Annotated in this window: 15 protein-coding genes; 14 read left to right on the forward strand and 1 reads right to left on the reverse strand. The window is 46.3% G+C overall.

Annotated features, from left to right (window positions below; all coding sequences use genetic code 11):
* The first annotated feature begins 4 nt into the window (after positions 1-4).
* From A7sIIA15_RS03395 to nusB, 12 genes are all read left to right on the forward strand, one after another.
* Positions 5-364 (forward strand): DUF948 domain-containing protein, encoded by a 360-nt coding sequence (locus A7sIIA15_RS03395; protein ID WP_095685791.1) that lies wholly within the window; start codon positions 5-7, stop codon positions 362-364.
* 9 nt (positions 365-373) lie between these two features.
* A complete protein-coding gene (gene alaS / locus A7sIIA15_RS03400; RefSeq protein ID WP_095685792.1) occupies positions 374-3046 on the forward strand; it encodes an alanine--tRNA ligase in 2673 nt (890 codons plus the stop codon).
* Positions 3047-3053: 7 nt separating this feature from the next.
* A complete protein-coding gene (gene ruvX, locus A7sIIA15_RS03405) occupies positions 3054-3479 on the forward strand; it encodes a Holliday junction resolvase RuvX (RefSeq protein ID WP_095685793.1) in 426 nt (141 codons plus the stop codon).
* The gene (gene mltG / locus A7sIIA15_RS03410) at positions 3476-4507 is read left to right on the forward strand and encodes an endolytic transglycosylase MltG (protein WP_095685794.1); all 1032 of its coding nucleotides are present in this window, start codon (positions 3476-3478) and stop codon (positions 4505-4507) included. Before ruvX ends, mltG begins: the two co-directional genes overlap by 4 nt.
* Positions 4504-5307, forward strand: a complete 804-nt coding sequence (locus A7sIIA15_RS03415) for a shikimate dehydrogenase (protein WP_095685795.1) — start codon at positions 4504-4506, stop codon at positions 5305-5307. The genes mltG and A7sIIA15_RS03415 overlap by 4 nt, the downstream gene beginning before the upstream one ends.
* A gap of 46 nt (positions 5308-5353) precedes the next feature.
* Positions 5354-5755, forward strand: a complete 402-nt coding sequence (locus A7sIIA15_RS03420) for a hypothetical protein (RefSeq protein ID WP_095685796.1) — start codon at positions 5354-5356, stop codon at positions 5753-5755.
* 19 nt (positions 5756-5774) lie between these two features.
* Positions 5775-6956, forward strand: a complete 1182-nt coding sequence (gene aroC / locus A7sIIA15_RS03425) for a chorismate synthase (protein ID WP_095685797.1) — start codon at positions 5775-5777, stop codon at positions 6954-6956.
* Positions 6957-6958: 2 nt separating this feature from the next.
* Complete coding sequence (locus A7sIIA15_RS03430; protein WP_095685798.1) at positions 6959-7459, forward strand: shikimate kinase; 501 nt, start codon at positions 6959-6961, stop codon at positions 7457-7459.
* The gene (aroB, locus tag A7sIIA15_RS03435) at positions 7456-8514 is read left to right on the forward strand and encodes a 3-dehydroquinate synthase (RefSeq protein WP_095685799.1); all 1059 of its coding nucleotides are present in this window, start codon (positions 7456-7458) and stop codon (positions 8512-8514) included. Before A7sIIA15_RS03430 ends, aroB begins: the two co-directional genes overlap by 4 nt.
* Entirely contained in the window at positions 8511-8942 is a 432-nt protein-coding gene (gene aroQ / locus A7sIIA15_RS03440; RefSeq protein WP_095685800.1) for a type II 3-dehydroquinate dehydratase, read from the forward strand. The genes aroB and aroQ overlap by 4 nt, the downstream gene beginning before the upstream one ends.
* Before the next feature lie 100 nt (positions 8943-9042).
* A complete protein-coding gene (gene efp, locus A7sIIA15_RS03445) occupies positions 9043-9603 on the forward strand; it encodes an elongation factor P (protein WP_029635414.1) in 561 nt (186 codons plus the stop codon).
* The gene (nusB, locus tag A7sIIA15_RS03450; RefSeq protein ID WP_095685801.1) at positions 9603-10025 is read left to right on the forward strand and encodes a transcription antitermination factor NusB; all 423 of its coding nucleotides are present in this window, start codon (positions 9603-9605) and stop codon (positions 10023-10025) included. Before efp ends, nusB begins: the two co-directional genes overlap by 1 nt.
* Here nusB and A7sIIA15_RS03455 read toward each other — a convergent pair.
* A complete protein-coding gene (locus A7sIIA15_RS03455; RefSeq protein WP_095685802.1) occupies positions 10003-10500 on the reverse strand; it encodes a helix-turn-helix domain-containing protein in 498 nt (165 codons plus the stop codon). The two genes, nusB and A7sIIA15_RS03455, sit on opposite strands and share 23 nt — an antisense overlap.
* A gap of 124 nt (positions 10501-10624) precedes the next feature.
* Between A7sIIA15_RS03455 and pyrR the strand changes: the two genes are divergently transcribed.
* Both pyrR and A7sIIA15_RS03465 read left to right on the forward strand, forming a co-directional pair.
* Positions 10625-11158 carry a bifunctional pyr operon transcriptional regulator/uracil phosphoribosyltransferase PyrR gene (gene pyrR, locus A7sIIA15_RS03460; RefSeq protein WP_095685803.1) on the forward strand — a complete coding sequence of 178 codons (534 nt, stop codon included), beginning with the start codon at positions 10625-10627 and terminating at the stop codon, positions 11156-11158.
* The gene (locus A7sIIA15_RS03465) at positions 11158-12105 is read left to right on the forward strand and encodes an aspartate carbamoyltransferase catalytic subunit (protein WP_095685804.1); all 948 of its coding nucleotides are present in this window, start codon (positions 11158-11160) and stop codon (positions 12103-12105) included. Before pyrR ends, A7sIIA15_RS03465 begins: the two co-directional genes overlap by 1 nt.
* The last annotated feature ends 1 nt before the right edge of the window (position 12106 follow it).

A 12106-nucleotide genomic window follows, 5' to 3' on the forward strand; every position in this document is an offset into this window, starting at 1 on the left:
CAACATGGGTCCAGGTGGAATTGCAACAATAATCGCAAGTTGTGCGCTGATGGTTATCGCCATTGCAGTTGCCTACGTGATTATTCGTCTCGGTCGCTTTATAGATGAGGCTAAGGCATCCCTCAAAACCATCACAGATGAAACTGCACCTCTTATCGATGAAGTTCACACAACTGTGACTTTAGTAAATGGACCTCTCAAGAGTATAAACAGAATTACTAAAAATGCTGAAGATCTCTCAGATAAAGTAAATGAAGCAACAACAGCTTTCATTAGCAAAAACGGTTCTGCGGTCAAGGTTGCCGGTGCTCTTATCTCTGCAGCGTCAAAGAAGAAATCTCGATCTAAGAAGAAGGCTGAGTGATCCTCACAAGTGGAATCCGCCGAGATCCGTTCGCGCTGGCTGCGCTTCTTTGAATCAGATAACCGTCAAGGATTAACCCACACCGTTGTTCCATCGGCATCTCTTATCGCTGATGACCCAAACCTCTTACTCGTTAACGCAGGAATGGTTCCGTTCAAACCCTACTTTTTAGGCGAGATTACCCCGCCTTACAAGCGCGCAACATCAGTACAAAAGTGTGTAAGAACATTAGATATCGATGAAGTTGGAAAAACTACACGCCATGCATCATTTTTCCAGATGTGTGGAAACTTCTCTTTCGGTGATTACTTCAAGGAGGGTGCTATTGCACTTGCTTGGGAGTTGTTAACTCGTCCGATTAATGATGGTGGTTATGGTTTTCCAGAAGATCGTTTATGGGTAACTGTTTATTTGGATGATGATGAGGCTGCAGATATTTGGCACACCAAGATGGGTGTTCCAAAAGAGCGCATCCAACGCCGCGATATGGAAGATAACTTCTGGTCAATGGGTGTTCCTGGACCATGTGGTCCTTGTTCTGAGATTTATTACGATCGTGGTCCTGCATATGGCGCAGAAGGTGGACCAATTGCAGATGAAAACCGCTACATGGAAGTCTGGAACTTGGTGTTCATGCAAAATGAGCGCGGAGTTGGCTCTGGTAAGAATGATTATCCAATTCTTGGTGAGCTGCCAGCAAAGAGTATCGATACTGGTTTAGGTCTAGAGCGTATGGCAGCTCTATTGCAGGGCGTTGAAAACATTTATGAAATTGATACGACGATGCAGATTTTAACCAAGGCATCTGAGTTAACAGGTGTTAATTACGGTTCATCTGAGAAATCAGATGTTTCACTTCGCATTATTGCCGACCATGCTCGTACTTCAGCGATGCTCATTGGTGATGGTGTAACACCCGGAAATGAAGGCCGAGGCTACGTTCTACGCCGCATGATGCGCCGCACAATTCGTAATATGCGACTGCTCGGTTCAATGGATCCAATCATGTCCGAGCTCACTGTGGCGGCAATCGGTGCGATGGGACCTCAGTATCCAGAGTTAGTAAGTGATTCAAAGCGAATTCTCTCTGTCAGCGTTTCTGAGGAAGAGAGTTTCTTGCAAACACTTAAGAGCGGCACACAGATTTTTGATGTTGCAAGTGCAGCCCTGAAGAAGAGCAAGAGTTCTGTTCTACCTGGCGAGGATGCCTTTAAACTCCATGACACTTACGGTTTCCCTTTCGACTTAACTCTTGAGATGGCCCGTGAAGAAGGATTAGAAGTTGATGAAGACGGATTCCGCCGTCTGATGAAAGAACAAAAGGATCGCGCTAAGGCAGATTCAAAGGCTAAGAAGAGTGGCCACACAGATCTATCCGTCTATCGCCAAGTGGCAGATAAGAATGGAAAGTCAGAGTTTATTGGGTACGCCCATCTGACAAGTGAAGCGAAAGTAACTGCAGTTCTAGTTGATGGCAATCTAGTTGGCTCTGCTGGAGCAGAGGAAGAAGTTGAAATTGTTTTGGATCGCACGCCGTTCTATGCAGAAGGTGGTGGTCAGTTAGCTGATGGTGGAACGATCACTTTGGCTAATGGCGCTGTTGTGGAAATTGATGATGTGCAAACTCCTGTCCCAGGTGTATTTGTTCACCGTGGTCGTGTTCTCTCTGGATCACTTGAGAGCGGATCACAAGGACAAGCTGCAATCGATGTAGAACGTCGTGATGCTATTTCTCGTGCACACACCGCAACTCACATGGTGCATAAAGCCTTCCGTGAACTTTTGGGGGAGACTGCCACACAAGCTGGTTCAGAAAACTCACCTGGAAGATTCCGTTTTGATTTCCCGGCAACAGGAGCCGTACCTTCATCAGTACTCAATGATGTTGAATCACGTGTTAACACGCTGCTTCTAGATAACCTGGAAGTAAGCGCTGAAGTGATGTCACAAGATGCCGCCAAGAAACTTGGCGCAATGGCACTTTTTGGTGAGAAGTATGGAGACCAAGTTCGTGTTGTCAGTGTTGGTGATTGGGCACGCGAGCTTTGCGGAGGAACACACGTTTCTCGATCAGGTCAACTCGGTGTTGTAAAACTTTTGAGCGAATCATCTATTGGTGCAGGAGTTCGACGTGTTGAGGCTCTTGTGGGTGTCGATGCTTATCGTTTCTTAGCTCGCGAACACATCTTGCTTAACTCTCTTACAGACATCATCAAGGGAGCTCGGGTAGAAGAACTCCCAGAGCGCATCAACGGCCTCATCAATGCAATGAAAGAGATTGAAAAAGAGCTAAGTGTGTTGCGCTCTGCGCAAGCACTATCTCAAGTTGGCGAGATTGCTAAGGGCGCAAAGGTTGTGAATGGAACAACAGTTATCACAGCACTCTTGGGTGATGGCATCTCTGGTGATGATTTGCGCAAGATTGCACTTGAACTTCGCTCAAAGGCTGCTAACAGTGTCGTTGCACTGATCAGTGTCAATGATTCCAAGCCAGTACTAGTTGTTGCGGCAAGTGATGCAGCCCGAGCTGGCGGAGTAAAAGCAGGTGCGCTGGTGAAGATTGGTTCGACGGTATTAGGAGGCGGCGGAGGCGGTAAGGATGACTTCGCTCAAGGCGGAGGAACCGATGCGGCTAAATCAGTTGATGCATTAGCGGCAATTTCACACGCTCTCGTTGGATAATCACTCCATGCAGAGAGGTCGCCGAATCGCTTTTGATTATGGCGATGTGCGAATCGGAGTTGCTGTGTGTGATCCCGATGGAATTCTGGCTACACCACTGACAACATTGAAAACCTCTGATAGCAAACTTAAATTCCAACTGGCTCAGATTTTCACTGAATACGAACCAATTCATATCTACGTCGGTAAACCCTCACACATGGATGGACGCGAAAGTGAGTCAGCCGTCAAGGCGGCAAACTTTGCAAAAGAGTTGGGCGAGATGGCATCTTGTCCCGTGACACTCATTGATGAGCGTTTAAGTACGGTTACCGCCACTCGCGGCATGCGCGATTCAGGTGTCAACAGCAAGGATGCACGCGCTTCAATAGATCAAGCAGCAGCAGTTGAGATTCTTAATTTTGCTCTAGAAATTGAAAAGAACAAAGGATGAAGATATTCAACAACCCCCTCATCCGTGTGGTTTCAGCCTTTCTCTTCGTTGCCCTTCTTAGCCTTTCAATTCACACAGTGAGATCCAATATCTCCTCAGCCCCTGATTTCCCAACAGCGAAAATAGAGGCCAATTCACCGGTAGTAGTTGTTGAAATTCCAGCTGGTGCTAGCGGTTCTGAAGTGGGACAAATACTTTACGAGAACAAAGTAACCAAATCTGCACTGGCTTACTTTAGAGCAGCAGTTGCAGATCCTCGTTCTGCCCAAGTTGCACCCGGTGCACATGAACTAAATCTCGGAATCTCAGCACGTCAGGCTTTGGCCCAACTACTCGACCCCGCACGCATTCCGAATTTGATTAAGGTATTTGAAGGTGGTTGGAAGAGTGAAGTCATCGACTCTCTACTTAAGTATGGTTTCACAAAGAAGGATATAGATACTGCCTTCAAGAAAATTGTGTTGCCTTCAGGATTTTCAAATGCTGAAGGTCTACTTTTCCCAGCGCAATATTCATTTCCTGTCGGAACAAGTGCATTAGAGGCTGTGCAAGCGATGGTTAATCGCTTTTCAGATGAAGCTATGGGACAAGAACTCTTAGCTGCGAAAGGAAAATACTCTCCAGCACAGCTGTTGACCATCGCATCTTTGATCCAAGCCGAGGGGGGCGCAGGGGATTTCTATAAGGTTTCTCGAGTAATCAGAAATCGCCTGGAAATCTCTATGCCACTGCAGTTAGATGCCACGGTTCACTATGTGAAGAAACTTCGTGGAGAAATTTTCTTGAGCACTAATTCCACGCTGATTAAGTCTCCCTACAACACCTATAGAAATTATGGTCTTCCACCATCACCGATCGGAAACCCAGGAAGTGAGGCAATTGCTGCGGCGTTGAAACCTGCCGACGGGGATTGGCTGTATTTCATTACAGTTGCACCAGGGGACACACGGTTCACTCGTTCTCATGATGAATTTCTGACTTGGAAAGCGCTCTTTGTTAAGAACAGAAAGGCAGGGGTATTTAAATGATAAAAGCCGCTGTCCTAGGATCTCCCATTTCACACTCCCTAAGCCCACTGTTGCACAGCGCCGCCTATGCACAAATGGGTCTGAAGGCAAGCTATGAAGCGATAGAAGTGAAGGCAGATACTTTGGCTCAGTTTATGGGTGAAAGAGATGAAACATGGACGGGCTTTTCACTGACTATGCCGTTGAAGGAAGAAGCGATTGCTTATGCAGATCATGTTGATGATTTAGCAAAGCGAATCAATAGTGCAAATACTTTGTATAGAAAAGCAGGGCAGTGGCACGCTACTTCAACAGATGTTATTGGATTTACAAACGCTCTCAAGATGCACAACGTTGATGTGAAGGGCCATGTAGTTATTCTGGGAGCAGGAGCCACTGCGCGTGCTGCAGCTGCTGCATGTGATAATTCAAGTACGCAAATCACCGTTATCAATCGTTCACTGGCAAGAGTGCAGGCCATGTCAGATGCGGTGATCGAGTCAGAATTAAGTTTTCTCAACTGGGATGATTTGAGTGTTCTCGCCGATGCTGATTTGGTGATTAGCACAGCACCAGCCGGCGTGACAGATTCAATTGATCTACCAGACAAAACATCGGTTCCATATTTCGAAGCACTCTATAAGCCCTGGCCAACACCTGCATCATCTTTGTGGGCCTTGCGTGGGGGAAGTGTTATCGATGGTTTAGATCTCTTAATCCACCAAGCCTTGGCTCAGATTGCTATTTTTTCAAGCACGGCCTTTGATTCTGCGCTCATGTATAACAAATTACGTGAAGTTGGGTTAGCAGCCCTTAAGTAATCCACACACGACTTTGGCAGGCGCGTGAAAGTCATACTCTTAAGAAGTGCTGTATCTCCTCTTCGCATTACCGATATCCATCGCAGACATTGCCTCACGCAAAATTCCTAACATCTATCTGCAGCTCTATGCCTACGCGGTCGCGGTTCTAGTGGTTTTTCGGGGTGTTCCAGATGCCATTTTCATACTGGTGGTTCTCGTTACTTTATTTCTCATGTCGGCTATCGGCGTTGGTATGGGGGATTGCAAGTTGCTGGGCCTAATTGTTCTGATGCTGCAACTATCCAGATTTCAAGAATTTGAACTTCTTCTGCTGGCAATCTTTATGATCGCGCTGATTCAAATTGTGCTTATATGGCTCTATTCCAAGGTGATTCCACGAACAATTGCTATGGCTCCAGCGATATTTATCGGAACAACCCTTTATTTGGCAACGAGCCAGAGCTAACTTCTGCAAGAATAGGCTCATGCGTTGGTTAACTGCTGGTGAGTCTCATGGTCAGGCACTCAGTGCGATCATTGAGGGAATCCCTGCCTCGGTAGAAATTACGACGGCAGATATTGATCGTCACTTAGAGCGCAGACGCCTTGGTTATGGCCGAGGAGCCAGACAAAACTTTGAAGCTGACAAGGTAACAATTCTTGGAGGAATTCGACTAGGTCTGACACAAGGTGGACCAATTGCTATTCAAGTTGGAAATTCCGAGTGGCCTAAATGGGAAAAAGTGATGTCTGCAGATCCTGTTCCTGAAGATGAAATTAAGGACTTGGCCCGTAATGCACCTTTGACTAGACCACGTCCTGGTCATGCCGATCTAGTTGGAATGCAGAAGTATGATTTAGATGACGCACGACCAATCTTAGAGCGAGCAAGTGCTCGTGAAACAGCATCCCGAGTTGCACTTGGTGCAGTTGCAAGAAGTTTCCTTGAGCAAAGCGTTGGTATAACAATCTTGTCTCACGTTTTATCTATTGGAAAAGCCCGCGTTCCTAATGATTATGCGTTGCCTGATCCAAAGGACATGGCACGAATTGATAAAGATCCCGTTCGTTGCGCCGATAAAACAACGAGTGCGTTGATGATCAAAGAGATTGAAGCAGCCCACTCAGATGGAGACACCTTGGGTGGAGTAGTTGAGGTTTTAGCTTTCAATATGCCACCAGGATTAGGTTCACACGTTCATTGGGATCGCAGACTCGATGCTCGTTTAGCTGGAGCGTTGATGGGCATTCAAGCCATTAAGGGTGTTGAAGTTGGCGATGGCTTTGAAACTGCAACGCGCCGAGGCTCTGTTGCACATGATGAAATTGAAAAGAATGCCAAAGGAAAGATTGTTCGCCGCACTGACCGCGCGGGTGGAACCGAAGGCGGCATGTCTAATGGTGAAGTTCTCCGAGTTCGAGCAGCGATGAAACCAATCTCTACAGTTCCTAAAGCGCTAGACACAATCGATGTTGCTACGGGGGAGAGTGCCAAGGCGATTAACCAACGCTCTGATGTCTGCGCAGTTCCAGCCGCTGGTGTCGTAGCTGAAGCAATGGTGGCATTAGTTCTAGCAGAGGCAGTACTAGAAAAATTCGGTGGTGATTCAGTAACCGAAACACGCCGTAATTTCAACAGCTACATGCAGAACCTGAACTTTTCATAAAAATGCCACGTCTTGTTTTGATTGGGCCTCCAGGTTGCGGTAAATCAACAGTTGGCGGTGCCCTAGCCAGCAAACTTTCAATCGATTTCGTTGATACGGATACTCAAATTGAAACTTCATTTGGCCATAAAATCTCAGATATTTTTGTTGACAAAGGTGAAGCGTTCTTTCGAGACTTAGAGTTCGCAGCACTAGCTGAGTCTTTGCAGGTTAGTGATTGTGTCTTATCTCTTGGTGGCGGTGCACCTATTGCATCCAGAGCCCAAGAGCTTCTTAAGTCCTGCGCTTCTCCTATTTTCTTTTTGGATGTCTCATTAGCAGTTGCAGCTCCTCGTGTTGGCTTTAATCGTGACAGACCACTCTTGCTCTCAAATCCTCGAGCGCAATGGCAGTCACTTGCAGAGACACGAAGACCTATCTATGAATCTTTAGCAACCTTTGTCATTAAAGTTGATTCCATGTCCGTGGAAGAAGTAGTTAACGAGATTGCAGCAAAATTATGATTCACACTATCCGAGTTCATGCAGAGCATGAATATGATGTAGTTGTCGGTTGTGATTGGCAATCAATCCTCAAAGACTCAATTGATTCTTACACTCGCGTAGCACTTGTGTATTCATCGGCAATGCGTGATCACATTAAAGGATTCAAGCCAGATAACACTGAGATTCATTATTTTGAAGTTGCTGATGGGGAAGGTGCTAAAACTTCTCAGTCCCTGCAATCATTATGGAATTGGTTAGGAGCTGCTGGCTTTACGCGCTCTGATGCAGTTGTGGGTATTGGTGGCGGGACTATTACAGATCTTGCTGGTTTTGCCGCAGCATCGTGGTTACGAGGCATTGATTGGATAGCTGTTCCAACCACTGTTGCCGGAATGGTTGATGCAGCAATTGGTGGAAAAACTGGAATTAATAGCGATTATGGCAAGAACTTAATCGGTGCATTTCATTCTCCTCAAAAGGTTTTGATCGACACCTCGTGGCTCACCACGTTAAGTGATAGAGACTTTGCGGCAGGGTTAGCTGAGGTCGTTAAGTGCGGATTCATTATGGATGGCAAGATTCTTGACTTAGTAAACGGTAAGGGCGTAGCAGAGATTCGCGGGGACGCCTCTCTGGTTCAAGATCTCATTACGCGCTCTGTGGCGGTTAAAGCCCATGTTGTTGGAAGTGATTTCAAAGAATCTTTTGGTAGGGAGGTTCTCAATTACGGACATACTCTGGGGCATGCAATAGAAATTCATAGCAAGTATTCACTTCGTCACGGGGAAGCTGTCTCGATAGGCCTTATTTTTGCCGCCGAACTTGCTGGAGTTAAAGGATTGCTGGATTCAAAGAGCATTCAACTGCACAAACAAATTCTTACTAGCTTGGGATTGCCCACCACATATCCGCGCGATTCTTGGCAACATCTCTATCCGCTTCTGGCTTTGGACAAGAAGTCACGAGGCCACCAACTTCGATTCGTGGGACTGAGTGCGATCGGTGAGACCTTGCGCATTGAGGATGCAAATGAAAGCGAACTAGCAGCTGCTTATGAGAGAATTAGCTCATGAAGATCATGGTTATCAATGGCCCGAATCTGGCTCGCTTAGATATTCGTGATTCCTCTATTTATGGAGATCTTAATTACGCAGAACTTAAATCTTTGATTGAGACAAGTGCATCCTCAGCAGGGATGCAGGCAGATGTGCGACAGAGCAATGATGAGGCAACGATTATCGGTTGGCTCCATGAAGCAGCAGATGCAAAGTTGCCAGTGATTATTAACCCGGCAGCATTTACTCATTATTCATATGCAATTCGCGATGCAGCAGAACTATTGAAGGCACCACTTATCGAGGTTCATTTATCTAATCCAATGGCACGTGAGGAATTTCGTCACACATCAGTTATCTCTGGTGTGGCATCAGGGACAATCGCAGGTTTTGGTCCCAATTCCTATGTTTTAGCGATTAATGCCCTTAAATCCCTGCTTGGCTAAGTTGAAAAATCGCCCGGCAAATACGGGTATCCTTAGCCTCTTGTCATTGACAATCAATGGCCGTAAATAATCACCTACAGACATGAGTGGAGCTTGAACCGTGGCAACTACAGCTGATCTAAAAAATGGAATTACTCTAGAGATTGAGACACAGTTGTGGACAGTCGTTGAGTTTCAGCATGTGAAGCCAGGTAAGGGCCCAGCATTTGTTCGTACAAAGCTCAAGTCAGTACTTACTGGAAAGGTTATTGATCGCACATTCAACTCAGGTGTAAAGATTGATATCGCTATTCTAGAAAAGCGTGACATGCAGTATTTGTATAAAGAAGGCGACGACTTCGTATTCATGGATAGCAAGACTTACGACCAGATGACTATCTCAGCAGCTGTGGTGGGCGATATGGCTAACTACATGCTCGAAAACACAGATGCAGTGGTTGCTGTTAATGAAGGAAATCCTCTTTATATCGAATTAGCTGCATCAGTACCTTTGCGTATTACATACACAGAGCCAGGAATCCAGGGAGATCGCTCTTCTGGTGGAACTAAGCCAGCAACAGTTGAAACTGGAATTGAAATTCAAGTACCACTCTTTATCAAGCAGGATGAAATTGTCATGGTTGATACACGTGATGGTTCATACCAGGGCCGCGCTAACTAGTGTCTGCCCGCAGTAAAGCAAGAAAGCAAGCTTTAGACCTACTCTTCGAAGCTGATATTCGGGGAACTAATGCTTTGGAAACTCTCAACCTCAGAGACATCGTTGAAGAGGGACCAGATGCAAGGCCTATTCGAGAATACACACGCTCTCTTGTTACTGGCGTGAGTGAAAATACTCGAAAGATTGATGAACTCATCACGACTTATGCCCAAGGCTGGGATATGGATCGACTTCCTAATGTGGATCGCAATATCTTGCGGCTAGGTATCTATGAGATTTTATGGGCAGCTGATATTCCAGACAGCGTTGCAATTGATGAAGCATTGAGTTTGGCTAAAGAGCTCTCAACCGATGAGTCATCTGGCTTTATCCATGGCGTTTTAGGTCGAATCTCATCACTCAAAGAGAACCTGTCCCTTTAGTTTCAAAAAGCAGTTTGTTGTGTGATAGATACATGGTGAACTCTTCATGTGTGCAGCCTATGGTGATAGTCAGAAATGCGATATCACTCTTGCGCAGGGACAAAATTTCCCCGTTGAAATCCTGGCGCTCTTTGATAATCCCAAAGATAAATGAGAAGAGAATCTGTGCAGTTGGCGAGCTCTTCTCCTCTGTGATGGAAAGTGCTTTGATTCGGCGCAAATCGATCACAATCTCATCTTCAGCCTTCTGGGTGGGAGAACGTCCCGTTAAGAGATATGAGAGTGGTACGTCATAGAACTCTGATAGTTGAGCCGCTTTCTTCACACTCAACGTTCTATCGCCACGTTCATAGGAGCCAAGAGCGACTGCTCGTAATTGCTTATGACTCTTAGTTTCAACGTCAGCCAAGGTCAGATTTCGTGAAAGGCGTATTGATCGAAGGCGTGCGGCTATTTCTTCCATTTCTATGTTCATGGGTCAAGGCTAGACATGTGATGCCACACGCATTTTTGGATATCCACAGAGGACAGATTCTGCTGATATAGTCGCCCACGCATCCTTTAACGACCCATCCTGCGAGGTGGGGAAGGAGATTTATATGAGCGTAGCCCTGTCCGCACAGGATATTTCACGTGCGTTGACCCGCATTTCCCATGAGATTTTAGAAAAGAATCATGGTTCTTCAGAGATCACCGTCCTAGGCATTCCAACTCGTGGTGCTCACTTAGCTGCTCGTATCGCAGCGATTATGAGTTCGATTGAGGGTAAAGAGATTGCCCACGGAACTCTAGATATCACCTTGTATCGAGATGATCTTCGCCTGCGCGCACCCCGCGCAATCATGCCTACATCAATCCCACCAATAGGAATTCAAGGACGAGATGTCATCTTGATTGATGATGTCTTGTACTCAGGTCGCACGATACGAGCAGCGCTAGATGCACTCGGAGAAGTAGGACGCCCGCGCACTGTGCAGCTGGCAGTCCTTGTCGATAGAGGCCATCGTCAATTACCTATCAGAGCAGATTTTGTTGGTAAAAACTTACCGACATCAGAGAAGCAATCAGTCAGGGTCTCACTGACTGAAACAGATGGTGTCGATGAAGTTGTAATTGAAGGGGAGGCAAACTAATGCGCCACCTTCTTTCGATCAATGATCTGAGCGCATCTGATGCAATCGGAATCCTTGATACAGCAACAGAGTTAGCACGCATTAATGACGGGCAAGTTAAAAAGCTCCCAACATTGCGTGGGCGAACAATCGTCAACCTATTTGCTGAAGACTCCACACGAACAAGAATCTCTTTTGAGGCTGCGGCAAAACGCCTTTCAGCCGATGTCATTAACTTCTCGGCCAAGGGTTCGAGTCTTAGTAAAGGTGAATCTCTTAAAGACACGGCTCAAACTTTGCAAGCTATGGGCGCAGATGCGGTGGTCATTCGTCACTCGGCATCTGGTGCAGCCCAGCGTTTAGCAGATCTTGAATGGATGTCGGGGAGTGTTATCAACGCAGGAGATGGAACGCATGAGCATCCAAGTCAAGCGTTACTTGATGCTTTCACTATTCGTAAACATCTTGGTAAGGGAGCAAGTGATCTGAAGGGATTACGAGTTGCAATTGTGGGAGATGTTCTGCACTCTCGCGTAGCGCGTTCAAACGTATTGTTGCTTTCAATGCTCGGTGCTGATGTTGTGTTAGTAGCACCGCCCACGTTGCTTCCTGTTGGTGTTGAGAGCTGGCCAGCAACAATCTCATATGATTTTGATTCGGTAATTCCAAACGTGGATGCAATCATGATGCTGCGTGTGCAACAAGAGCGGATGAGTGATCTCTTCTTTCCTAATTCACGTGAGTATTCACGCTACTTTGGTCTCAATTCCGAACGAATGTCAGCTATGGCTAAACATGCAATCGTGATGCACCCAGGACCTATGAATCGCGGACTAGAGATCGCAGCTGATGTTGCAGATAGTGCTCGATCCGTAATCGTTGAACAAGTAACTAACGGAGTAAATGTGCGTATGGCTATCTTGTATGTCTTACTTGCCGGCGGACCTTTAGAAGTAGGGAGCAACTAAT

Origin of the sequence: Candidatus Planktophila vernalis, from assembly GCF_002288185.1 — a bacterium.
Lineage (GTDB): Bacteria > Actinomycetota > Actinomycetes > Nanopelagicales > Nanopelagicaceae > Planktophila > Planktophila vernalis.

Excerpts from the sequence above, each read along its gene's own strand:
- A7sIIA15_RS03395 (WP_095685791.1), top strand. The coding sequence starts at position 5 with ATGGGTCCAGGTGGAATTGCAACAATAATCGCAAGTTGTGCGCTGATG.
- ruvX (WP_095685793.1), top strand. The coding sequence starts at position 3,054 with ATGCAGAGAGGTCGCCGAATCGCTTTTGATTATGGCGATGTGCGAATC.
- mltG (WP_095685794.1), top strand. The coding sequence starts at position 3,476 with ATGAAGATATTCAACAACCCCCTCATCCGTGTGGTTTCAGCCTTTCTC.
- A7sIIA15_RS03415 (WP_095685795.1), top strand. The coding sequence starts at position 4,504 with ATGATAAAAGCCGCTGTCCTAGGATCTCCCATTTCACACTCCCTAAGC.
- aroC (WP_095685797.1), top strand. The coding sequence starts at position 5,775 with ATGCGTTGGTTAACTGCTGGTGAGTCTCATGGTCAGGCACTCAGTGCG.
- A7sIIA15_RS03430 (WP_095685798.1), top strand. The coding sequence starts at position 6,959 with ATGCCACGTCTTGTTTTGATTGGGCCTCCAGGTTGCGGTAAATCAACA.
- aroB (WP_095685799.1), top strand. The coding sequence starts at position 7,456 with ATGATTCACACTATCCGAGTTCATGCAGAGCATGAATATGATGTAGTT.
- aroQ (WP_095685800.1), top strand. The coding sequence starts at position 8,511 with ATGAAGATCATGGTTATCAATGGCCCGAATCTGGCTCGCTTAGATATT.
- A7sIIA15_RS03455 (WP_095685802.1), bottom strand. The coding sequence starts at position 10,500 with ATGAACATAGAAATGGAAGAAATAGCCGCACGCCTTCGATCAATACGC.
- pyrR (WP_095685803.1), top strand. The coding sequence starts at position 10,625 with ATGAGCGTAGCCCTGTCCGCACAGGATATTTCACGTGCGTTGACCCGC.
- A7sIIA15_RS03465 (WP_095685804.1), top strand. The coding sequence starts at position 11,158 with ATGCGCCACCTTCTTTCGATCAATGATCTGAGCGCATCTGATGCAATC.